This is a genomic window from Pseudovibrio sp. M1P-2-3 (genome assembly GCF_031501865.1).
GTDB lineage: Bacteria > Pseudomonadota > Alphaproteobacteria > Rhizobiales > Stappiaceae > Pseudovibrio > Pseudovibrio corallicola.
Map to the genome: position 1 here is coordinate 3849418 of NZ_JARRCW010000001.1, position 23083 is coordinate 3872500.

A 23083-nucleotide genomic window follows, 5' to 3' on the forward strand; every position below is an offset into this window, starting at 1 on the left:
GGCTATATTTTCAATAGTCACTAAACCTTATACCAGCCTATCAGAACTTCGCTTTCAAAGAGGCTTGCAGGCTGTGGTCCTGAACATCGTTGGAAAGCAGTCCATCATAGGACAAGCCAAGGCTCACGTTTTCGGAGAACATTACGGAGATGCCCGCATCCAAAACAGCGCTGTCTTGACCAGCAGGAACGCCGCTCACCGTGAAGCTACTGCCACCAGCGAAAGCGTTGTGTGATGAGAAGCCATCATCTTCGTAAACGTGCTGCCAAGCGACAGAACCATTAACCGCAACTTTTGCAAAAGACATCTCAAAAGCTTTGTTGATACGAAGACCAATATTCGTAACAGCAGAACCCTCGGATTCTGACTTCACTCTCAAAGCAGCTTCACCGCCGCGCTCGGTAAAGCCATCGCTGTGCACATTCACATAAGCCAGACCAGCAAACGGTGTTAGCGTTACAAAGCCAGTTTCAAACTCATAACCGGCTTCGGAGAAGATCTGGAATACACCCGCATCATAGTCCGCAGAAAGATCATCAGAAAATGTTCCAAAGCGCACATCCCGATCACTGTCGATCTCGTTATGAGTATAAGCCAGACCCGCTTTCAGGTTCGTAGCACCAAAACGTGCTCCGCCATATGCACCAATATGGTAAGCATCAACGGAAGCAGAAGACGCGTCATCCCCATCAATGGAGGCATGGCCATAACCAGCTGCCAAACCAGCACTGAAATTTTCTGCAAACGGCGCATCAATACCTGCGATAAAGCCACCAGTGTTGCGGCTTACACCGCCTGCATTCCCGTCACTGTCCCAATCTCCCCAAGCACCATAAGCCTCAGCCCACACCTGTCTTGCACCAGAATTACTATTTTCAAGAATAGCAGAGCGCAGGAAGCGGCTGTCTTCCAAAAGAACGTTGTTGACTGAGGCGTAGATATCCCCGGAAAGAGCATCATAAGCATCTCTAGTCGCTTCTTCGGAAAGGCCCAAAATAGTTGTATGGAGTGTTCCTAACCCAATTTCATCAAGGTTCACAGCAACCGCACGCTGGTTTACCGTTTGAGCCGAACTTGCGAAGATCAAGCCGTTACGCGCAAGATCCATATAAACCTTATTGGTATCATATGCCAAAGACGCATCAAAGAAGTACAAGTCACTTATAAGACTATCAAAAGTACCTGTTATACCACCATCTGCTTCGATAAGCGTATATCGCTGTCCATCAGTATAACCAATACCCGCTGTATTTCCATCTTCAGGCGTCACACTCACTGTAACATTGCTGCCGATTGTGACGGCCCCTGTCGCATCGAGAAGATCGCTGTTACCCGCTTCATCGATCTCGACATCAAAGTAAGTACCATCACCAAATGAAGTATTCCCGGTAACCCGAAGTGTGCCAATGGAGTTACCCGGGGCAACCCGGCCACCGCTTTGCACTGTAAGAGACTCTACAAGTCCAGAACCACCAAGCACGCCCTCAGCAAGAACTTCGATCTCGCCCAGTTTTCCATTTACAGACAAAGTCGACCCAGATTCAATAGTGGCGCTTACATCGCTGTTATCACCACTCAAAGCGGTCTCACCTGAGAGAAATTCAACCGCAACATTTTCCCCAACCAAATCAGCATTAAACTGGTAATCGGTGTTGGTGTGGTTGAATACAAGCAAGCCCTCACCTGCTCCAAACACCACCTCGCCAGCATTCAAGTTACCAGCGGCAACAGCCTCTTCCCCCTTGGCTGCACCAATATTGATTGTGCCTTTGGAGCCCTCCTCTTCCGCAAGGATGACACTACCTTGACCTTCTGCAACTGACACCGTAGCACCATCGCTAATTATCAGGGTCCCTTCGCCACTTCTTCCAATTGTTAGAGTGCCCGAACTATTGGAAGAGCTGGTTTCTCCCTTATCGTTGCTCCCGACTGTAAGAGTAGATTCTACACCTGATACAACGACATCGCCATATGCATTAGACTCAACCCCGATATGAACACTACCTGCGGTAACAGATCCGCCGTCCGTGATTGTTAAAGCCCCCTTTCCCTGGACGCCAATGCCCATTTTCAAGTTGGCTGACAAAATAGAGCCTGCACCTGTAACTTCAACTTTACCAGTGCCTTTCAGATCATTTTCACGCCATACCTCATCTCCAATAACAGTATACTTGGTAGAAAATTGACTGCCACTGTTGATGGAAACAAGCGGACTCCCGCCCCTTTTTGAAATAAGCTGAAGATATTCCGCACTAACAGAAGCACCTTCGCTTAGAACAACTGACGCATTGCCGGCACTACCTACCCCAAAGTAACTCAAATACCCATTATTGCTTATTACATTTAGGGTGCTTCCTGCACCTTTAATATGAATAGTGCTTGTATTGCTGTCACCAGCCCATAATGTGAGGCGCGAAGTGGCAACTGCACCACCATTTCTGATATCTAGCTGCGCATCGCCGTAGGCCCCTAAAGTGATGCCCTCTAAGCTGCTTAAAGATGACCCAGCACCATCTACGAGAACATTACCTGTAGCATATTCGCCAAAGCCAATATTTAAGGTGTTGGTTTCAACGGTGCCACCATCCACAATATTGAGGGTACCAGACCCCGTTGATCCGACGATAAGATCCTGTGAATTTTTCCAGCTACCAGTCTCACCGGTAATGTTAACTGTGCCAGTACCGCCAACATCATACTGGTTCCAGTCGGTCTGACCTCCTATATAACCAAAATGCGTAGAAAGTGATCCTCCTACTACGTTGACAGTTCCCGTAGCACCTTCAGAGAGTCCCACATAAAGCCCCCCTTCTAAAGAGCGATCCAGATCCAGTTCTGAAAGATCCTCTACAAGGTAGTCAACGCTGTCTTCGATTTTCGAAACATCTGCTAACTCCCAGCTGCTGTTCTCTCCAGTGATCGTGGCCGTACCAATTGCACCATTTCCTTCACCAATAACTGCAGCAACTGAGTATACTTCCCCTCCATTTTCGATCGAAACCGTACCCGTACCACCAGTCAAACCAGAACCAGTATCAACCTCTCCACCAATGGCCAGTTTACCAATGAGAGCAGTCCCTTCAGATATTCTTACAACTCCTGCTGCCCCCTGCTGCTCCCCAACAAGCATTTGACCCGCTTGAAGTTCCGTTCCAGCACCCTCTAGACTAATAGATCCACTGAAAAGATGGGCATTTGAAGTATAAAGATGCGCTCTATCACTAACAATGATCGTAGTTTCTGGCCCATTTACCTCAAGTGTATTTGCATCAAGAGATGTTTCTTCCCCTTGCACAAGTACTTCGACACGCCCGCCATTCTCTTCAGAACTCCCTAGCGATAGATGCTCAAAAACGGCAAGACCGCCTGCTTCAACTTTAAGAGAGGCACTGCCGGCAAGTCCGACTTTTGCCATACTGTCTACAAACATTGCAGATTCACCAGAAACCGAGATAGACCCTGCTGAACCTAGGGATTCACCTACCGTAAGAGCGCCGGTCCGCACATAGCCACGATCTTCAATCGAGACTTCTCCATCCCCTTCACCACCGACGACTAGATTTTCAGTATGGAAATGGGACCACATCCCTGAGACAGAGAGTACACCAACCGTATCTGCAGTCGCACCAATTTGCGCCCAGTAGGTCTCTACGTGTCCTTCCTCTTCAAGACTTAGAGTCGCTCCGTTTTCCGACCAGATGTAGATTTCATCTACATTTAACGACGCTCCAAGTGTTCCACCTGTTGCTCCATTAACAGAAGCATCTTCGCTCACTTCAATCACTTGATATCCGTCATCTGCTTTTGCATAGGGGACGGATATCACTGAAAAAGTAACCAGACTTCCTGCTAAGGCAGTCACAGATAAAAGCCGAGAACTGTTGAAAGGCTTGGAATATAATTTTGCTTGGAAATTATTACGCATCAAATTACCACATATCCTGTAAATCAGTTTACGTAATGGTTACCAGACCACTTTGCAGTTTCAACCATTAGTTATTTTTTTAATAAAAAAATCACAGTCAATTAGTATTAGAGCGCTTCAACGAAAAGCAGATGCCATTTCTTCCGATATTGATATGCAGCAACAATAAGTTAAAGTAGCGAGGTACTTTTATAAAAACACGAGTGGCATTAGGTACATCACCCAGACAAACTACGTTTCAAGAGATAGTAATCAGTCAGATTTATTGTCTACGGGGAGAGAGTGAGGACAATACTTAGCAATAAGTTCGACACAATCTCTTTAGAGGCGAGCTGCAACTCACCCAAGGTGCTCATCTTATAATCAAAAATTAAATTTTACTGGAAAAATGGCTGGGGTGGTAGGATTCGAACCTACGATACACGATACCAAAAACCGATGCCTTACCACTTGGCCACACCCCAACGTCTTGGTGGCGCTTATATAGCTATCTAGATTTGGGATGGCAAGCGCCTCTTTTCATTTCCCTGTGAGAAAAGTGGTATTGTTCCACAGATCCCTGAAAAATTCGCTTTTTCCGCCAAATAAGCACGCGTTCTACGAGCGTTCGGCACTGACGCATCCCCTAATCTCTATGATTTTCCCTAATGCAGGCGAGTACTTACCGCAAAAAAGTATCTAAACGGCTTCTGTTTTTCCTTCTGCCTCCTTCTCCGTCCGCTCTGTTGCCAGAAGCATATAGACGCAAGGAACAACAAACATGGTGAAAAGTGTGCCGATAGACAGGCCTGTCGAAATAACCAACCCCATATTATAGCGCGACGCTGCACCTGCCCCGGAAGCTGTTACCAATGGAACAACACCCAGTACCATCGCAGCTGTTGTCATCAAGATGGGGCGGACGCGGATTTTCAGTGATCCAATCACTGCGGACCGTTTGTCATGCCCCTGCTCTTGCAGCTCCCGTGCCACCTCCACAATTAAGATCCCATGTTTACTGATTAACCCCATAAGCGTAATGAGCCCCACTTGCGTATAGATGTTAATCGTGGCCCCACCGATACCAAGATTAATAAAGAACAATGCCCCCGCGATGGACATGGGAACCGAGACGAGAATGATCAGAGGATCCCTGAAGCTTTCAAACTGGGCTGCAAGAGTTAGAAAAATCACCAGTAGCGCAAAGGCAAAGGTGGTAATGAAACCGCCACTTTCCTTTTCGTACTGGCGCGACAGCTGCCCATAGTCCACTTGGTAGCCAAGGGGCAGATTATCTTTAGCTAAGGCATTTAACCGGTTCAAAACTGTAGACTGGCTGACACCTGGAGCAGGAACGCCGGAAATAGTGACCGAGTTCAGCTGCTGAAAATGTGGAATAAATTCCGGGACCACAATGTTTTCGAATTTTGCAACAGAGCTCAAAGGAACCGTGGCACCATTGCTTGTGGTCAGGTGAATATTTAAAAGCTGATCGGAATTCAGGCGATCATATTGGAATACTTGAGGAATAACCTGATATGAGCGTCCCATAAAGTCGAAGTAGTTCACATAGCCACCACCGAGCAATGCGCCTACGGTCTGCCCCACATCCTGCATAGTCAAGCCAAGCTCAGCTGCCCGGTCCCGATCAATAACCAGCTTTGCTTGTGGCTGGTCAATCTTCAAGTCCTTGTCAACATAAGCAAACATGCCCGTTGCTTTTGCAAGTTCCAAAAACGCGGTCCCGACCTTGTTCACTTCTGCAATATCTTGAGTAGACTTGATCACAAACTGTACTGGAAGTCCGCTACTGCCAGGAAGCGGAGGGTTCTGGAAAACCACAATTTGCAACCCCGCAACGCTATCATACTCTTTTTGCATGATCCGTTGAATTTGAGTGGCACTTCTTGTCCTCTCATCCCACGGCTTCAGGAGTACGCCCCCAAACATCGACGAGGACAGGTTGTTTTGAAACATCTGGATGACTTCAGGAAATGTCTCTGAAATATTGTAGATTGGTTCCGAATACAGGTCTTTTTGGGTGATCGTTGCATTGGGGGATGGCGTTGCCTGATACATCACAAGCCCCTGATCTTCCGAAGGGGCAAGCTCACTGTCCGAGGTCATATACAAGACCCCAATGGATGAGAGAATAATCAGCGCGAAAGTTAAAACGACCGGCTTGTTATCCAGACTTTGATCCAGTTTTCTAAGATAGTAATCTCGAAACTTATTGAAGTTCCTGTCAATAACCTCTGTCAGCTTATCATCCCACTTGGGGTTATCTTTATCGATAGGCCTCAAAATACGAGAGCTGAGCATCGGGGTAAGCGTGAGCGCAACAATGGCGGAAATTGTCACGGCCCCTACTAAAGTAAAGGCAAACTCGGTAAACAGTGCACCCGTAAGCCCCCCCTGAAAACCTATGGGAACATAAACAGAAATTAGCACAACAGTCATGGCAAGAATTGGTCTACCTAAATCATTCCCAGCACTAATGGCTGCTTGAAACGGCGTTTTACCCTCTGAAATGTGCCGGTTCACATCTTCGACAACAATGATGGCGTCATCCACCACGAGCCCAATGCCCAAGACCAGTGCAAGCAATGTAAGCAGATTTATAGAAAATCCCAAAAGCAGCATGAATATGAAGGCACCAATTAGCGACAGAGGGATGGCAATAACCGGAATAACGACTGTACGCGGCGACCCAATGAACAGAAAGACCACCAAAGTCACAATTCCAATGGCCTCCACCAAAGTTACCATAACCTCCGTGATAGAGGAGTTCACAAAGCCACTGGAATCATACACCACGTAGATATCCATTCCGGGGGGCGCGACATCCCGCATTCCCGGCAGTACGCCTCGAACACCAGCTGTAAGATTGAGAAGGTTAGCCCCCGGCGCTGCTTTTACGCCGAGATAAACAGACAAGCGGTTGTTGAAGTAAACAGAGCTCTCGTAGTTTTCAGCCCCCATCACCACTTCGCCAACATCCTCAAGACGAATAACCGCGCCATCCTTTTGAGCAATAATCAAACGTTGAAAATCAGGGATATTATCAAGATTCGCATTGGCGGTTAACGTAACTTGTACCATCTCCCCTTTGGTCTGGCCTATTGCTGCAATGTAGTCATTACTCTGCAGGGCTTGAGAAACTTGCGCGCCGGTAATCTCAAAGGCCGCCAATTTGCGCGGATCCAGCCAGACACGAACTGCGAAGGTTGACCCGCCCAATATTTCTGTCGACTGGACACCCTGAACCGCCTGAATTGCGGGTTGAGCTGTACGGATAATAAAATCGGTAACCTGATTTTGCTCTAGCTCGTCACTGATGAAGCCCAGATACATGGCGTCTAGTGTATTTCCAATTGAGATTGTCAGAACAGGTAATTGGGATTCTACTGGGAGTTGGTTCTGGACCGCATTTATCTTTGTAATCACCTCCGTCAAGGCGGCATCTACATCGTAATTCAACTCAAGATTGATTATGATAGTACTAAGACCAGCGGTACTGGTGGATGTAATATAATCAATCCCCACCACTTGAGAAATGGAGGCTTCCAGCGGCGTCGTAATAAACCCCGCCATAATTTCGGCACTGGCACCGTAGTACGTGGTAGATATAGTAATAATAGCATTACTGGTTTTAGGAAACTCAAGAATAGGCAGAGTTAATGCAGCTCGCAATCCAATCGCCAAAATCATGAGACTAATCACAGAGGAGAGAACCGGACGCCTTACAAAAACTTCGGTGAAATTCATAGCTGTGCCTCACTGTTCAATAGGCTTTGGATTTGGATTATCAGGAGGTTGAAGCTTGTTATTTATTTTTAGCTGCGTACCATTTCGCAGCTTTAATTGCCCGCCACTAACCACCAAGTCCCCTGTTTTTAGCCCTGACAGAACTTCGATTTGGTCTCCTCTGGTCAGCCCCGTTTGAACAACAACCTGTTTGGCAACATACTTCGGAGTTCCCTTACCTTTATTCTCATCAACTGCCAGAAAAGCTGTTGCACCATAGGAGTTGAAGAAGAGAACCGTTTGCGGCACCGTTATCTTCTTCACTGGCTTACCTACATTTACTTCCACATTTGCGTACATGCCTGGAATAAGGTCATAATCAGGATTGGGCACCTGTGCCCGCACCTTGATGTTCCCCGTTCCCACCTGAAGATTGGAATCCAGAGCCAGTACTTTTCCGGTAAATTTATTATCGGGGAACGCATCAATCAAAACCTGTACGATCTCCCCAGGTTCCACTTTAGATATCTGCCTTTGCGCGATATAAAAATCTACATAAAGCGGATCCATCTGGCTTATATAAACAATCTCGTCACCAGGATTTACATATTGCCCCAAATCTACTTGACGGATACCGAGGCGGCCTGAAAATGGTGCCCGTACATTTTTGTAGGCAATAGTAGCCAACTGCTGCTGAACCTGCGCACTGAGCGCCTTCAGATTTGCCCGGTCATCATCTATGGTTTGTTGGCTCACGGCAGAGATTTTTGCCTGCTTCAAGTCTCGGTCCAGAGTCTGGCGGGCGAGAACCTGTTGCGCTTTCAGCTGCTCCAAGGTCGCCATCTCTGCTCTGGTATCAATACCTAGAAGGTAGTCTCCCACCTCTACATCCTGGCCCGAGCGAAAGTTAATTTTGACAACTGTACCGCCAAGTTCCGGAGAAATTGCAGTTCCATTGACTGCAGCCATATTGCCTACTGCGGAAATCTGCACCTGCCAGTCATTTTCCTTCACCCTATAGGTGGAAACGGTCACAACTGGATTTTGATGCGTTTTTAGGACCTGGCCTATTTTGAAATTTTTGAATGACCTAAACCCGAAGAGTACAGCACCAAGAACGGCCAGCGAAACCAGCATAATGGTCATATTTCGGGTTAAATGCCGCTTCATTATCTCCCTCCTGCATCACGAAGACGGGGCGTAATAGGCACCTGCTTTCTGGCATGAGGCGGAATAGGGGGCACGGGGTTAGGGGGAGTATCTTCTGTTTTCAATACCCAGGAGATGGTCAAGCCCTCAGGCTTACGAAGCGGGGCAGCAATTTCCCTATTCCACCACCCTCCTCCCAGAGCTTGAAACAAAGCAACGGTATCGGCAAAACGCAGAGCCTGTGCCTGTATGGTGATCAATCTGGACTGCTGGTAGGTCGTCACATTATCCAACAGACTGTTTATATTAATGGCACCTAATTGATATTGCTGCTGAGCCAGATCAAGGCTCGCTTTGGACGCCCTCTCTGCAGCGACGCTCGCTTTCAGACGCAAAGCATCTATCTGCACTGCACGAATGGAATCTGAGACATTTTGAAAAGCGGAGACTACAGTTGAACGGTACTGCTCTGCAGTTTGCAAGTATGTGGCTTCCGCTGCTTTTCTACGCCGCCATAAAGTTCCTCCAGAAAAAATAGTCTGAGTGGTATTGGAAGCAATACTCCACACTCCAGTATTGGGATGAAACAGCTGATCAATGGACCCGGCATCACTGCCTATATTCCCCTGAATTTGGAATTGTGGAAGCTGGTTGGCAATGGCAACCCCCACCAAAGCACCCGCTTGCCAATATTGAGCTTCCGCAGAACGTACATCGGGCCTTTGCCGAACCAGATTAGACGGTACACTTAAAGGAAGTTCTCGAGGCAATTTCAAAGAACCCAAACTAAAGTCAGGTGCAATTTTCTCACTTGGATAAAATCCGGCCAGCGCAATAATTACATTCTTTTGCTGGTCCAGCTGCAACTCCAAAGGTGGCAATGTGGCTTCCGTATTTGCCAGAAGCGCTTTGGCCTGAAGAACATCACCTTTGGCAGCTCCGCCCAGCTGAAACTGCCCTTCAATTATATTCAGCTGGCGGCGCTGGGTTTCTATAATCTTGTTTGTTGCTTGTATCTGCGCCCGCAGGGAAGCCTCTTGAACGACCGCATTCACCAAATTGGTGGTGAGAGACAGGTGTGCTGCTTCCACCTGGAATTGCTGATACTGGATTTCGGCTACATCCGCTTCAATTTGACGGCGTATACCGCCAAACACATCCAACATATAAGAGACTGATACAGACGCTTCATAAATAGTATAGAAAGGGCTGATGCTAAAGTCGAAGCCATCTATGGTGCCCGAGTAACTTTGAAAGGCATACTTCTGTCTTTGCGCAGAAAAAGTTCCCGTTAAGGTGGGAAACAACGAACCCCCATCAGCGAGAGCCAACTGCTGCGCATTAATGAGCGCCGCCTCAGCAGCCGCTAAGTCCGGGCTATTGGCAATGGCGAGCTCCACCAACTTATTCAAGGGCTTGGACTGAAACAGCTCCCACCATTTCCCCGGAACATCCATCTGCGGATTAAACCGTTGGGAAGCACCTGCCTGCACATTGGTAGAGGCTGTTCTTGTCTGCAATTTCTCAGGAGTATATCCCTCGACAGCTGGCGGTGCCGGATCTTCAAAATTGGGTCCAACCATACAACTTGCCAGCGCCAGCAAAAATCCCCCCCTCACCCCCACCATGAGTGCGCAGGAGCCTGCAAGATGCGGAACCCGAAAGCATGGTAGTGAACTGAACAAAAACCACTCTCCATCCGCAGCACATGCGGATCTCACAGATGTTGGAAAACACGAAACTAAATTCAGCCAGAATGCCCGATCAAGTTAACCTTAGGGCAGTAGGTCTTTTCAGGTCAATTTTGAAGTGAAAAATAAAGAAGTTATCCCAGTTATAATTTGTATATATTGTTGTTTTTACTAATTAAATTTTGAAAATTCCCGTCTGAACCACTCAAAATACTATGGCTATTTTTTGTAGATGTCAGTTATCAGTAATCCCGTCACTTTCACGATAATTTTGCAGGGCCAAAACCGCTGGACACTAATATCTAAGAAAGTTTCATAGTAGGAACCGTGAGATTCAGGATTTTGCCTCTTTCATTGTGCAGGCACTGTAACTATTCTCCGGCACAATCTTAAGATTCAAGGAATATACGAGCTGATTATGAACAGCCAAGCGAATTACGTTCTCACTCTTTCCTGCGGTGACAGGAAAGGTATTGTGGCCGCAGTTGCCAACTCCATTGCTTCCCAAAACTGTAATATCTGCGAAAGCGCCCAGTTTGGTGACCCGCTGGAGAAACGCTTCTTCATGCGCGTGTCTTTCACAGCCCCCGAGGGCATGACAAAAGAGCAGTTTATTGAAGGTTTCAGCCCCGTTGCGACTGCCTACGATTTGGATTGGAAAATCCACGATCTCACCGTCAAGCCACGTGTTCTTATTCTGGTGTCCAAAACAGGCCACTGCCTGAACGATCTTCTCTATCGTAATTCCACTGGTCAGTTGAACATGGATCTGGTGGGCGTTGCCTCCAATCACACCGCATGGCAGGCCCGTGTTGAGCACGAGCAGATCCCGTTCCACCATTTCCCGATCACCAAAGAAACCAAGCCACAGCAAGAAGCCCAAATTCTGGAGCTGATCGACAAAGAGAACGTCGATCTGGTTATTCTGGCCCGCTACATGCAGGTTCTTTCCGATGACCTGTGCCGCAAGCTGGAAGGCCGCGTGATCAACATTCACCACTCTTTCCTGCCAAGCTTCATCGGTGCCAACCCGTACCACCGCGCCCATAAGCGCGGCGTAAAGATGGTTGGTGCAACAGCTCACTATGTGACCGCCGACCTTGATGAAGGCCCGATTATCGAGCAGGACGTGAGCCGGGTTGAGCACTACAACACTCCTGAGGAATTGGTTGCCCAAGGGCGCGACACCGAAAGTCAGGTTCTGGCGCGAGCAATCAAGTACCACTTGGAACACCGCATTCTGCTCAACGGTGAGAGAACAGTCATCTTTAAGTAGAAAAGTGTTCTTTGGTTATTAAAGACCGGTTCGCGAATCGCAACTCGTCTGTACAAGAAGACCCGAGCAGTGCGCCGCGAAGAAGCGCACTGCTTTGACCCACCACACTCGATACTTAGAGGCAATGGAATGTCTGAAACGCTCATTATTGATGGCAAAGCCGTTGCGGCTTCGGTAACTGATGAAATCAGTGCACGGGCCCAGCGACTATTGGATGAAGCCGGAGTAAAGCCAGGCCTTGCTGTTATCCTAGTGGGCGCTGACCCTGCCAGTCAGGTTTATGTGCGTAACAAAGGAAAAATGGCTGAAAAATGCGGCTTCAACTCCATTCAGCATACGCTGAATGCCGATACAAGCGAGGAAGATCTTCTTAAGCTCATTGAAGAGCTGAACGCTGACAAAGCAGTTCACGGTATTTTGGTACAGCTGCCCTTGCCAAAGCACATTGACGAAGGCAAGGTTCTCAACCTCCTAAAGCCGGAAAAGGACGTGGATGGCTTCCACCCTGTCAACGTGGGTCTTCTGGGTGCAGGCCAGAGTGATAAAGCCCTTGTGCCGTGCACCCCTGCCGGTTCTGTTCTTCTGGCAAAGCGGGCACTTGGCGCGGACCTATCGGGCAAAAACGCAGTGATCGTGGGGCGTTCCAACATTGTAGGCAAGCCAGTGGCCCAGTTGCTTTTGCAGGAAAACTGCACCGTGACCATTGCCCATTCGCGTACACAAGACCTGCCGGATGTCGTGCGCCGCGCAGACATTGTTGTTGCAGCCGTTGGCCGACCCAAGTTCATTCAGGGCGACTGGATCAAAAAAGGTGCAACCGTCATTGATGTGGGCATAAATCGCATTCCGGCACCAGAAAAAAGCGAGGGCAAAACCCGTCTTGTGGGCGATGTGGATTTTGAGGCGTCACTGCCAAATGCCGCTGCCATCACCCCCGTGCCCGGCGGCGTTGGCCCCATGACCATTGCCATGCTCATGGCCAACACCCTCACCGCAGCCCGCCGCCAAAACGGTCTTTCAGAAGAACCTGCGTTGTTTTAATCCACTAAATCATATCGGCGGGAGACGACGTACAATTTCTCCCGCCTGTACTCTCTCAACCGTTTATTGAGAGAGTTTTTCAGCCATGATCTGGATGGTTTTCACATAAACTCCCGCCCTGTTCCACTGACGGATCACTTCATAATTGCGCGTTCCAGGTCCCCAAGGCTGCCCGGCCTGCCATCCATAGGCATTCAGGTAATGGGCCGTCGAACCAAGCGCATCGTGCTTACTGTAAAGCAAATCACGTTTGCCATTGCCGTTAAAGTCCACTGCGAACTTGATATAGGATGAGGCTAGAAACTGCGTTTGCCCCAGTTCGCCTGCCCATGCCCCTTTCATTTGAGAGGGCTGCAAGTCTCCTTTTTGAACAATCAAAAGTGCACTATAAAGCTCGTTGCGAAAGAAGTTTGCTCTCCTGCAATCATAGGCCAGTGTTGCCAGCGAGCGGATGGTAGACATATTACCGATATTCCGGCCATATCCTGTTTCAAGCCCCCAAATTGCAACAACAATCTCTCTGGGAACACCAAACCTGCGCTCCATCTGCGAGAACAGCGCATCGTTTTCCCGCATCAACCTTTTGCCCTTCCGAATAAGCGCGTTATTGACCCTAAGCCGATAAAACTCATCGAAGGAAAGCTTGAAGGATTTCTGATTGCGGTCGTACTTAATCACCCGTGGATTGTAGGTCACATTCCGGAAAGCAACAGCCATTGTTCTTTCAGAAATCCCCTTGGCGCGGAGCTCTTTTTTATGGTCTACAAGCCACTGATCAAACCCAGCTCCAGTATTTCCGCAGGTTGCAGCACTTGCCATCGAAATCGGTAGTACCAGTCCCAAAACGAACAGAAATACTCGCAACATAAAACGTTTCATAAGAACTCTCCCCAATCACCACTGATTCTTTTTCCCCTAATTCATTGGGGCTCACAATGTAATTTTCCAATCTAAGAAGATTAAAATCCCCATTTGTTTACTGGTTAGGCAGGAAAGTGAAAGTTTTTGCATGACTTGAGATATTATTCCGCGATTTCATCTTGATCCTGCGCCCCGCTTAAGCGCAACATACAACCTTGGAATTAATCTCTTTTTAAATTCCTACTAAAAATTGCCGGATATCGAGGGATATTCTGGTCTCAACTCTAGACTTCCCTACAGGTAGTTAAGAGAGACTACGGATCTGAACATTTGGGAGCTTTTGAAAGACAAACGCCCATCGGGAACTGGGCGAGCCCAAATGTAAAGTACAATCAGGAGGATTGGGGACAATGATCTTCAAAAAGCTAATCGCGGGAACCGTCTTGGCCGCAGCTCTAAGCACAACTGCTATGGCAGCAGATACTGTTCCAGCTGTTATTTTCGACATGGGGGGCAAGTTCGACAAATCGTTTAACGAGGCTGCATACCGTGGCGCAGAGGCTTTCAAAGCCAAAACTGGTGTTCAGTACCGCGAGTTCGAAATCACCAACCCGTCCCAACGTGAGCAAGCCTTGCGTAACTTTGCACGTCGCGGCATGAGCCCGATTATTGGCATCGGCTTCTCACAGGCTCCGGCCATGGAGAAGGTCGCAAAGGAATTCCCAGATACACACTTCGCCATAATCGATATGGTCGTCGATCTGCCAAATGTGCGCTCTGTTGTGTTTAAAGAGCACGAAGGCTCCTACCTCGCTGGCATGCTGGCCACCATGGCCTCCAAGACCAACTCAGTTAGCTTTGTCGGTGGCATGGATATTCCACTCATCTCCAAGTTCTCTTGTGGCTACAAGCAGGGCGCAAAAGCTGCCAATGCTGATGTGAAGATCTTTGAGAACATGACAGGCACCACACCGGCTGCATGGAATGACCCGGTGAAAGGCACCGAGCTCGCCAAGTCCCAGTTCTCTCGCGGTTCCGATGTAGTCTTTGCTGCTGCTGGTTCCACCGGCCTTGGGGTCCTACAAGCTGCGGCTGATGAGAGTAAGTTCTCTATCGGCGTAGACTCCAACCAGAACCACCTGCATCCAGGATCAGTGCTCACCTCAATGGTGAAGGGCGTTGACGTTGCTGTTGAACAGGCTCTGACCGACGGAGTAAATGGAACATTCACACCAGGTTTTCAGGCTCTGGGTCTGGCAGAAAACGGTGTGAGCCTTTCCATCGACGAGTACAACTCCGAGCTGATATCAATAGAAATGATGTCTGCTATTGAAACTGCAAAAGCAGATATTATTTCCGGCAAGATCAAAGTTCATGATTACATGAGTGACAACAATTGCCCACTCTAAGTTAGTAGTAACTCCCAATTACATATCCCTGAAACCTCAGTTTCAGGGATATTTTTTTGCCACCTTCAACTAAGTAAAACGGGTGCAAAAAAGTAACAAATTGTATCACACTTACATTTCACCGCTCCCGCCTTTTTAAATAGCCTCTGCTCCCCAGTTAGTACATTTTCTGAGTTCTCCAGCTGATCTCACACTCTCTCCTCACCTCTCTCACGGCACACTCGTTACATTTTTATTTAAAGCTGACAGTCCTGGACAAGTTTGAGGTAACACCATGTTTTTGCTTCGAACAATCGAGGCCAAAATAAATAAGTGAGGATGAAAGATGGTAACATCTATTGGCAATCAAATGCCTCAACCACCCATGCAGAAGTTTGAAGAAATGGATAGCAGTGGTAATGGAACGTTGAGCCTGGAAGAGATACAGGCATCTGCTGCAGAGAGCTTTGGCGATAACTATGACGCCGACAAAGTCGCCGAGCATTTTGCCGAGCTGGATAGTGATGGGGATGGAGAACTTAGCAGAGGAGATATGCCTCCTCCTCCACGCCCCCCTAAAATGAGTAATCAATCGGGTGGCTCTCTCGTTGATGTTCAAGCCTCCGTTACTTCTCTCTTTTTTGAAATAGTGTCTTCAGAAGATGACACTGAGGAAGACGGAGCTCTCTCTGTCTCCGACCTTATAACAGAACTCTATGAGGAAACCGAAGAGGAAGAAGAAGTCATCGTTGCCTAGGTCTTAGCGCACTTCTTAGTGGAAATTTTCACTGGGATGGGATGATCCCTGTGCACTAGTGTTGATGGTAGTGTTCATAAAAACAACTAGCCACCACCATCAGCATTCGTTACCGTGAGTGAAACGACGATCCCATCCAGATACCATTTCTTATTGGGTTCTGGGCGTCCCTGAGAACACAGTCAGAAAAATGAAGCCCAAAGCGGTTACGCCATTCGCTCTGGAACTACGGGGTACAGGGAGATGCTGCATTGAGGAGCAAAAATGACGTACCAGGCCAGAAATAATATTCCGCGCGCAAGCCTCGGCCGGATCGTCCTTTACGTTCACGATGTAGAAAGTGTCTCGGATTTCTATGAATGTCACTTCAATTTTACCGCCTCGCGAGAGGAAGGGGACCGAATTGTTGAGCTATTGAGTAACAACGAAGATGGTTTCAGTATCCTTCTACACCCGTTAGGGAAGAAACGAAAGGCTGGCCAAACTCTCGCTAAACTGATCTTTGACTGCGAGGACGTAGAAGCGTTTTGTGCCGCTTCGGCCGAGAGGGGGTTGGAGTTTGGTGCTTTACATAGCGGCGCAGGTTATAAATTCGCCAATACTAAAGACCCGGCAGGCAACTCGGTTTCCATATCAAGCCGGATCTATCGGCATAACCTTTGCAGATAAGTGAAAGAGTGAGGAGCTATATTCCTTGCAGGGTCGAGTGCGCACGATTGTTGGCTATCAAAAAAGAAGGAGCCAAAAGGACAGAACCACCAGTACGATCCCATCCCGACAAAAGCTTACTCTACGCCCCTCCAGCAAGGCTGCGTAAGCTTGCCTCAAACAGGCTTTCCAATTTAACCCTGTCTACTTTTTCAACCACCCCAATCACTGGCCGGTTGGTTTGCGCTTCAAAATCCAAAATTGTCACCCCACGAGCATGCTTCCCCTCGCATTCGACCAGAACGCCGCAGATAATGGTCCGGGTTGCAACTTCGTCATCCAATAGACAGGCTGCCGCAAGTGGGTCTGGCATGATCAAATTATCTTCTCCATACCATTTATTGGTAAAGGACCGCCCGTGATCACAAATTGCGGCGGCAAAGTTGCGAAGAGCACTGTCCGGAAGCTTCTCAAACATCGCATCAATTGTATGACCGGATACTGCACTATGTAATACGGGCTCCCAAGGAATCATGAGTGTGTTTATCGGAAGGCCAAGCACACTATCCGCCGCCTCTGGGTCACAAAATATGTTGAACTCAGAAGCAGGAGTGTAGTTCCCACGCCCCCGACAAGTTCCCCCCATAACCCAAAGTCGTTTCACACCTTTTATGAGCTCAGGCTCATCCATTAAAACCATCGCCAGATTAGTCAGCGGTCCAAGCGTTAGAATTTCAACGGGGACTCCAAGCAATACAGCCCTTCGCAAAACACCTTTCAACTCTCCAATTGCGTCAGTAGAGGCAACTTCTTGCCTGTTTTGCGGACGCGGGGCCCCTCCCAATCCATCTTCACTGTGCACATAAGTTGCGTCCACCACAGGGCCTTTTAAAGGGCGCGTTGCCCCCATGTGAACGGGTATGTCCTCACCAATCACCGAAAGGCAATCCAACACATTCAAGCTTGCTTGCTGCGCATCCACATTGCCATAACTGGTGGTAATCAAATCAGGTTTGCGGCCCATGCCAATCAGCATCAACAAAGCCAGAATATCGTCTGTACCGCCATCCGTATCTACTATAAACACCGGGCCCCCTAACATCTTTCACACTATAGACATTAGAAAGATTAGTTTTGCCGTGCAAGTATCCCGGTTGCTGTAGTTAGCTAAGGCACTGCGGCGAACCAGCGCTATGGATGTCGGCCTCCATGTATTGGTTAAGCGGCAAACGGTAGAGATGGAGCAAAAGCCCACTCCCATTTAAAGAAACGCGGGTATCCTCTCCAGGAACATATTCAAATCCGAGCTTCTCAAGCACTTTGAAGGAACCACGGTTCTCCAGCGAAACTCTTGCTTGCGCCAGATGAAAACGGCCATCATCCTTTAGCCAAGCTAAGGCATCTTGCACCGCACAAGTCGCAACTCCCTTACCTATTTGCCTTTCCGCTACACGGTAGCCAATTTCTGCTAGAAAGCTTCCCCGTTGCCATTTAAAGGTCAGGTTTATGCGTCCGACCACCTCACCCGTTTGCTCTTTAACAAGGCTGTACCGCCCCATGGGATCGCAGGACAACTCTTTCAGCTTTTCAATCTGCCAACTTCTATCGAAAAACAGTTCCCCGCGCGGAGGGACTGAGCGCTCGAAATAGTGACGGTTCTCGTGTTCAAATGCTAAAACAGTATCAACATCCAAAGGCGAAACCGGAGTTATTGAGTAAGGAGTTTTTACACGCATTGGCCTTCTTATCTGTCTTTATAGCTAGGTAGTATTTGTAGTGAATAAAAGACAATAGCCGATTGAAGTCACCGAGCAAGGCGTTTGACAGCAGGCAAAAAAATCCCGGGGTTAGGGGCTATCTACTCCGGGATTTGAAATTTTCCGCGTTATCCAGCTGGGCAAAGCCCAGTCATGTTAAACTCACGCAAACATAAAGTTACTGGAACCGAAGTCGCTTGCATTCAGGCTATCACCTTCAACATGAAGCGTATCATCACCATAGGCGATAACTACAGGGTCACTGGAGCCATCTTGAGTAATTGTCAGACTATCAAAAGAAGTCACGCCAGCCGCACTCAAGTCAATGAGATCTGCTCCCAGTTCGAAGTCTTCAATGGTATCCAGAGTGCCATCATCGATGAAGCTAAATACATCGTCACCATTACCGCCGCGCAGATCATCACTGCCAGCTCCGTCATAGAGAGTATCTTTCCCTTTTCCGCCGCGCAGGGTGTCGTCTCCCTCGCCGCCCAAAAGACGGTCTGCTCCATGGCCACCCTTCAGGAAGTCATTTCCAGCAAAGCCTTCCAGCGTGTCATCTCCATCATTACCTCTGAGAAGATCATCATGCTGAGACCCAAGGATGTAGGCATCATCTCCATAATGTCCGGTATTATCAAGGGCCAGATCAATGTCCTCAACCCAAGTGTCTTCCCGCTCATCCTTTGAAAGGTCGGAAATGATGATCAAGCTATCGCGTTCCATTTCATCATAGAACTCGGAGGTACTTATTGCCTCAAATGCTTTTTCATAGACCGTCCGCGAGTGGACATCCCACGTGAGAAGGTTCAGAAGGTCTGGGCCATTCCAGTAAATCGGGGTGTCATAGTAATCATTAAACATGATGATGTTACTGGTGTCGTACTCATAGTTCTTGTCATTGCCAGTAATATCAACGCCGTCCTCGGAGAGAGCGGAGGGAACAGGGTCGTTTTCAAAATCAAAGCTTAAGATCTCGGCGCCGCTGGACAGAACAGAAGAGCCATCTTCAGGCGCATAGTGGGCAGCAACACCGATATAGTTCGCGTTCACAAAGAAACCATCCTCGAACCGGTCACTTTTTTCCGCCATGTTGGTAACAGCACCACCACCCAAAGAGTGTCCCGCGACGATCAAATCACTTGCATCCAACCCGTTATCCAGCAGCAAATCCTTAACAGAACTCAGCAGGTTCCCAAACGCATCCTCTGCATAGTCCGGATTGTCCTCGAAAAACTCAAGATAGTCGAGAATATCTCCGGCATCATTTGTGCCGGCAAACACCAGTCCCACCTGCGTGATATTGCCCTCGTCATCATACTGGGCAAGAACAGCAGCCTGTGCGTCCTCGAACGCACTCTTTTCTCCGTTAAACCATCCATCGCTACCCAGATTTGCATCCTCATAGCCAATCTCGTCGGCTGTCAGAAGCTCCCACCCTGTAGGCACAGAGTCTTTCTCAATTGTCCGTCCATCCTCGGCGACATAATATTCAAACATCACCAAAGACATAGCATCGGTCACAAGCCCTAGAGCATCTTCGCCCTTATATTCAAACAGTGACATTTTTCCTCCCAAACAATGCATTGGAGTTCCATTTAGGAGGTTGTTTCATAGTACTCAGCAATACGACGAAGGTATCAGTATTTTTTCCTAGCTATATTTATTCATAATACTTCACACGCTCAAATTGTTTAAAATATTTTTCTAATTTTACTTCATTTTATCGCACTATATCAAAAATGAACTACAACATGCACAAGTTACTTTTGCTGAAATCGTTCAAAAAAAAGCGATATATTTATTTCAGTGAAAAAAACGAAAAAATTGCATGAACTGAGAAACTTTAAAGCCAAATAACCAATCAAGCGGTAAAATTTACATATTTGCCAAAAAACAGCTTCAAAGAGGTTGGGTTGCCAAACTTTGAACCCAAATAGAAATCATAGAGAGCAAACTCTCCATAACGACACACCTATCGCAATTCCTTGTTGAGTACGTTCTTTTCCGTAATTTGAAAATTTCCCACCTTATCCACTGCACTAGAGGGAGAAAACAGTAATCAACTCCCCGTTGAAAGCTTGCCTGCTAAAAACTGGACTGAACTAAAGAGTGTAGTCTGGTAAGAAGGCAGGAGCACCCGAGCCAGTCAAAAGTGCTGTCTGCAGAGTTTTTACAGCGTATCTCCGAAAAGTGGGCACCGGTTTTCGGAAAAAGGTCCGCGTGAAACAAAAATTTAAAGCAATGAGGCGTTTCAACGAAAAGGCTCATTTCTTTAAGAGCAGCCTGATACCCCACCAACAGTATTGAGCGCATCGGCACAAGACCGAAGACACTCAATCGGCAATACAGCTTATGGCGCAAGGTCCACCTGATAATGGCGCGCCTTCCGGGAGACCGGTTAACGGCAGGACCTCCCGAAATTTTAAATGCTAGTCCTAAGGACCACGCCCTAACTTTTGTTTTCCCAGTCGGAACTAAGCAGGGAACTGAGAAAATGGTCTTCCCATTGACCATTAATTTCCAGATATTTGTAGGCAAACCCCTCAATGCGAAATCCCAATACGTTCAGCAAGCGTGCAGATTTCATGTTGCGCGGCATGTAATTTGCCATAATTCTATTGAGTGGATGCTCACGGAACATTCTGTCTATGGCCAGCTTCAGCATCTCCCGCGCATAACCTTGCCCTTGAAACCCGGCATCGATCGAAAAACCCATATAGCAAGCGCGAAAAGGGAAACCGGTTATCCCTGAAAAATTAGCCTGCCCGATTATTTTCCCATCTTTCAAAAATGCAAAGTTTGTACCGCTCTTGTTCTCTAGCACTTTTCGGGCGTTTTCGATTGCAGCTTCGCAATCCTCCAAGCTGGGGCCATTTTCATTTCTTAGAGGCTCCCAAGGCCTGAGGTGATCCCTGTTCCTACAGTTATAGTCAAATAACTGGCTTGCAGAACAATCAGCCAGATAGACGAGCTCTCCCGTTACACGCTCCAACCCCTGAGCTTCGTTTTTGCTTGATGTCATATCACTAGTTCCATTTTCCAAATGGGAACTCTATAGCCGTTTATAGTTGCTGGTTTCACTATCCAAGTGGCAAGTCTACAGTATTTGACACACTTTATATCTGAGGGAACTTCCACCAAAGCTGTAGGTTCCGCGTCATCAATGACCGGCTTTAGGGAGGGGCTATAACGTTTGTCCCTACGCCAGTCTCTTTCCCGCGTGATGGCATTACACATCCTATGATGTGCCTTCACGGGTTCACACAAAAAAAGGCCCTGAGCGTTCTGCTCAGGGCCTTTTTGAATAATTTTGTTTGCGGGAGTAGGATTTGAACCTATGACCTTCAGGTTATGAGCCTGACGAGCTACCGGGCTGCTCCACCCCGCGTCAATTCTGGATTAGTTGTTCTGTACATTTTGAGAGGTATTGTTGCTTTTATCATGCCCGGCGGCGCCCTACTCTCCCGTGTCTTAAGACAAAGTACCATTGGCGCAGGGGCGTTTCACGGCCGAGTTCGGGATGGGATCGGGTGGGGGCGCCCCGCCATAGCCACCGGGCAGGATAAAAGCAACTGGAATTGGTCTGTTTTTTTTGCGATCAGCTTATCTGACATGCGCTTTGCTTGTCAGGCGGATCTTTGTTTTAAGTTCTTATTGTTTGGGTATAGCTTAATGGGAGTGATCAAGTCGATCGAGCTATTAGTAAGGCTCAGCTTCGAGCATTGCTGCTCTTCCACATGCCTCCTATCAACGTGGTGGTCTTCCACGGCTCTCAAGGGAGATCTAGTTTTGAGGTTGGTTTCCCGCTTAGATGCCTTCAGCGGTTATCCATTCCGAACATAGCTACCCAGCAATGCGGCTGGCGCCACAACTGGTCCACCAGAGGTTCGTCCATCCCGGTCCTCTCGTACTAGGGACAGATCCTCTCAAATTTCCTACACCCACGGCAGATAGGGACCGAACTGTCTCGCGACGTTCTGAACCCAGCTCACGTACCGCTTTAATTGGCGAACAGCCAAACCCTTGGGACCTGCTCCAGCCCCAGGATGCGATGAGCCGACATCGAGGTGCCAAACAATGCCGTCGATATGGACTCTTGGGCATCATCAGCCTGTTATCCCCGGCGTACCTTTTATCCGTTGAGCGATGGCCCTTCCACGAGGGACCACCGGATCACTATGACCGACTTTCGTCTCTGCTCGAGTTGTCACTCTCGCAGTCAGGCAGGCTTATGCCATTGCACTCGACGACCGATTTCCGACCGGTCTGAGCCTACCTTCGCGCGCCTCCGTTACCATTTGGGAGGCGACCGCCCCAGTCAAACTACCCGCCACACACGGTCCCGGATATTGTAGTACCGCGGTTAGATATCCATGAGGACAAGGGTGGTATTTCAAGGATGACTCCACCCAAGCTGGCGCCTGGGTTTCAACGTCTACCACCTATCCTACACATGTCATCACGAATACCAGTGTGAAGCTGTAGTAAAGGTGCACGGGGTCTTTCCGTCTGACCGCAGGAACCCCGCATCTTCACGGGGAATTCAATTTCACTGAGTCTGTGCTGGAGACAGCGGGGAAGTCGTTACGCCATTCGTGCAGGTCGGAACTTACCCGACAAGGAATTTCGCTACCTTAGGACCGTTATAGTTACGGCCGCCGTTTACTGGGGCTTCAATTCGCTGCTTGCACAGCTCCTCTTAACCTTCCAGCACCGGGCAGGCGTCAGACCCTATACGTCGCCTTGCGGCTTCGCAGAGCCCTGTGTTTTTGATAAACAGTCGCAACCCCCAATTCTGTGCCCCCCATACAAAGTTGCCTTCGTATAGGGCTCCCTTCTCGCGAACTTACGGGAGCAATTT

General features: G+C 48.2%; 14 protein-coding genes, 2 tRNA genes and 2 rRNA genes (1 of these 18 cut by a window edge). 5 read left to right on the top strand and 13 right to left on the bottom strand.

The features are described from left to right. Positions 1-40: 40 nt before the first annotated feature. The 5 genes from P6574_RS16905 to P6574_RS16925 form a co-directional block, all read right to left on the bottom strand. Positions 41-3925: an autotransporter domain-containing protein gene (locus tag P6574_RS16905; protein WP_310621428.1), complete on the bottom strand. Its 3885-nt coding sequence runs from the start codon at positions 3923-3925 to the stop codon at positions 41-43. A 389-nt stretch (positions 3926-4314) separates the two neighbouring features. Beyond that, a tRNA-Gln gene (locus P6574_RS16910) sits at positions 4315-4389 on the bottom strand. 214 nt (positions 4390-4603) lie between these two features. Next, complete coding sequence (locus P6574_RS16915) at positions 4604-7672, bottom strand: efflux RND transporter permease subunit (protein ID WP_310621429.1); 3069 nt, start codon at positions 7670-7672, stop codon at positions 4604-4606. A gap of 9 nt (positions 7673-7681) precedes the next feature. Continuing rightward, positions 7682-8821: an efflux RND transporter periplasmic adaptor subunit gene (locus P6574_RS16920; protein WP_310621430.1), complete on the bottom strand. Its 1140-nt coding sequence runs from the start codon at positions 8819-8821 to the stop codon at positions 7682-7684. Then, the gene (locus P6574_RS16925; protein ID WP_310621431.1) at positions 8821-10485 is read right to left on the bottom strand and encodes an efflux transporter outer membrane subunit; all 1665 of its coding nucleotides are present in this window, start codon (positions 10483-10485) and stop codon (positions 8821-8823) included. The genes P6574_RS16920 and P6574_RS16925 overlap by 1 nt, the downstream gene beginning before the upstream one ends. A gap of 424 nt (positions 10486-10909) precedes the next feature. Between P6574_RS16925 and purU the strand changes: the two genes are divergently transcribed. Then, positions 10910-11767 carry a formyltetrahydrofolate deformylase gene (gene purU / locus P6574_RS16930; RefSeq protein ID WP_310621432.1) on the top strand — a complete coding sequence of 286 codons (858 nt, stop codon included), beginning with the start codon at positions 10910-10912 and terminating at the stop codon, positions 11765-11767. Between the two features lie 129 nt (positions 11768-11896). Next, on the top strand, positions 11897-12808 hold the full coding sequence (gene folD / locus P6574_RS16935; RefSeq protein ID WP_310621433.1) for a bifunctional methylenetetrahydrofolate dehydrogenase/methenyltetrahydrofolate cyclohydrolase FolD: 912 nt from the start codon (positions 11897-11899) through the stop codon (positions 12806-12808). A 63-nt stretch (positions 12809-12871) separates the two neighbouring features. Here folD and P6574_RS16940 read toward each other — a convergent pair whose 3' ends face one another. Further along, positions 12872-13687, bottom strand: a complete 816-nt coding sequence (locus tag P6574_RS16940; RefSeq protein ID WP_310621434.1) for a lytic murein transglycosylase — start codon at positions 13685-13687, stop codon at positions 12872-12874. Positions 13688-14079: 392 nt separating this feature from the next. Here P6574_RS16940 and P6574_RS16945 point away from each other — a divergent pair, with 392 nt between their 5' ends. From P6574_RS16945 to P6574_RS16955, 3 genes are all read left to right on the top strand, one after another. Continuing rightward, positions 14080-15078 carry a BMP family lipoprotein gene (locus P6574_RS16945; protein ID WP_310621435.1) on the top strand — a complete coding sequence of 333 codons (999 nt, stop codon included), beginning with the start codon at positions 14080-14082 and terminating at the stop codon, positions 15076-15078. 325 nt (positions 15079-15403) lie between these two features. Further along, on the top strand, positions 15404-15814 hold the full coding sequence (locus tag P6574_RS16950) for an EF-hand domain-containing protein (protein WP_310621436.1): 411 nt from the start codon (positions 15404-15406) through the stop codon (positions 15812-15814). Positions 15815-16078: 264 nt separating this feature from the next. Next, positions 16079-16483, top strand: coding sequence for a VOC family protein (locus P6574_RS16955; protein ID WP_310621437.1), 405 nt, complete (start codon positions 16079-16081; stop codon positions 16481-16483). A gap of 121 nt (positions 16484-16604) precedes the next feature. Here the strand turns inward: P6574_RS16955 and P6574_RS16960 are convergent, their stop codons facing one another. The 7 genes from P6574_RS16960 to P6574_RS16990 all read right to left on the bottom strand — a co-directional run. Beyond that, positions 16605-17549, bottom strand: a complete 945-nt coding sequence (locus P6574_RS16960; protein WP_310621438.1) for a nucleoside hydrolase — start codon at positions 17547-17549, stop codon at positions 16605-16607. Positions 17550-17625: 76 nt separating this feature from the next. Further along, on the bottom strand, positions 17626-18198 hold the full coding sequence (locus P6574_RS16965) for a GNAT family N-acetyltransferase (protein WP_310621439.1): 573 nt from the start codon (positions 18196-18198) through the stop codon (positions 17626-17628). Between the two features lie 183 nt (positions 18199-18381). After that, entirely contained in the window at positions 18382-19785 is a 1404-nt protein-coding gene (locus tag P6574_RS16970; protein ID WP_310621440.1) for a calcium-binding protein, read from the bottom strand. An 886-nt stretch (positions 19786-20671) separates the two neighbouring features. Further along, the gene (locus tag P6574_RS16975; RefSeq protein WP_310621441.1) at positions 20672-21244 is read right to left on the bottom strand and encodes a GNAT family N-acetyltransferase; all 573 of its coding nucleotides are present in this window, start codon (positions 21242-21244) and stop codon (positions 20672-20674) included. A gap of 292 nt (positions 21245-21536) precedes the next feature. Further along, positions 21537-21610, bottom strand: a tRNA-Met gene (locus P6574_RS16980). A 55-nt stretch (positions 21611-21665) separates the two neighbouring features. Next, positions 21666-21780, bottom strand: a 5S ribosomal RNA gene (gene rrf / locus P6574_RS16985). Positions 21781-21900: 120 nt separating this feature from the next. Next, positions 21901-23083: ribosomal RNA gene (locus P6574_RS16990) — 23S ribosomal RNA — on the bottom strand; it runs 1548 nt beyond the window's last position.

What these genes read in the sequence shown, in the direction of transcription:
- P6574_RS16955 (WP_310621437.1), top strand. Translation starts at nt 16,079, where the DNA reads ATGACGTACCAGGCCAGAAATAATATTCCGCGCGCAAGCCTCGGCCGG.
- folD (WP_310621433.1), top strand. Translation starts at nt 11,897, where the DNA reads ATGTCTGAAACGCTCATTATTGATGGCAAAGCCGTTGCGGCTTCGGTA.
- purU (WP_310621432.1), top strand. Translation starts at nt 10,910, where the DNA reads ATGAACAGCCAAGCGAATTACGTTCTCACTCTTTCCTGCGGTGACAGG.
- P6574_RS16905 (WP_310621428.1), bottom strand. Translation starts at nt 3,925, where the DNA reads ATGCGTAATAATTTCCAAGCAAAATTATATTCCAAGCCTTTCAACAGT.
- P6574_RS16975 (WP_310621441.1), bottom strand. Translation starts at nt 21,244, where the DNA reads ATGACATCAAGCAAAAACGAAGCTCAGGGGTTGGAGCGTGTAACGGGA.
- P6574_RS16970 (WP_310621440.1), bottom strand. Translation starts at nt 19,785, where the DNA reads ATGTCACTGTTTGAATATAAGGGCGAAGATGCTCTAGGGCTTGTGACC.
- P6574_RS16940 (WP_310621434.1), bottom strand. Translation starts at nt 13,687, where the DNA reads ATGAAACGTTTTATGTTGCGAGTATTTCTGTTCGTTTTGGGACTGGTA.
- P6574_RS16945 (WP_310621435.1), top strand. Translation starts at nt 14,080, where the DNA reads ATGATCTTCAAAAAGCTAATCGCGGGAACCGTCTTGGCCGCAGCTCTA.
- P6574_RS16915 (WP_310621429.1), bottom strand. Translation starts at nt 7,672, where the DNA reads ATGAATTTCACCGAAGTTTTTGTAAGGCGTCCGGTTCTCTCCTCTGTG.
- P6574_RS16950 (WP_310621436.1), top strand. Translation starts at nt 15,404, where the DNA reads ATGGTAACATCTATTGGCAATCAAATGCCTCAACCACCCATGCAGAAG.
- P6574_RS16965 (WP_310621439.1), bottom strand. Translation starts at nt 18,198, where the DNA reads ATGCGTGTAAAAACTCCTTACTCAATAACTCCGGTTTCGCCTTTGGAT.
- P6574_RS16920 (WP_310621430.1), bottom strand. Translation starts at nt 8,821, where the DNA reads ATGAAGCGGCATTTAACCCGAAATATGACCATTATGCTGGTTTCGCTG.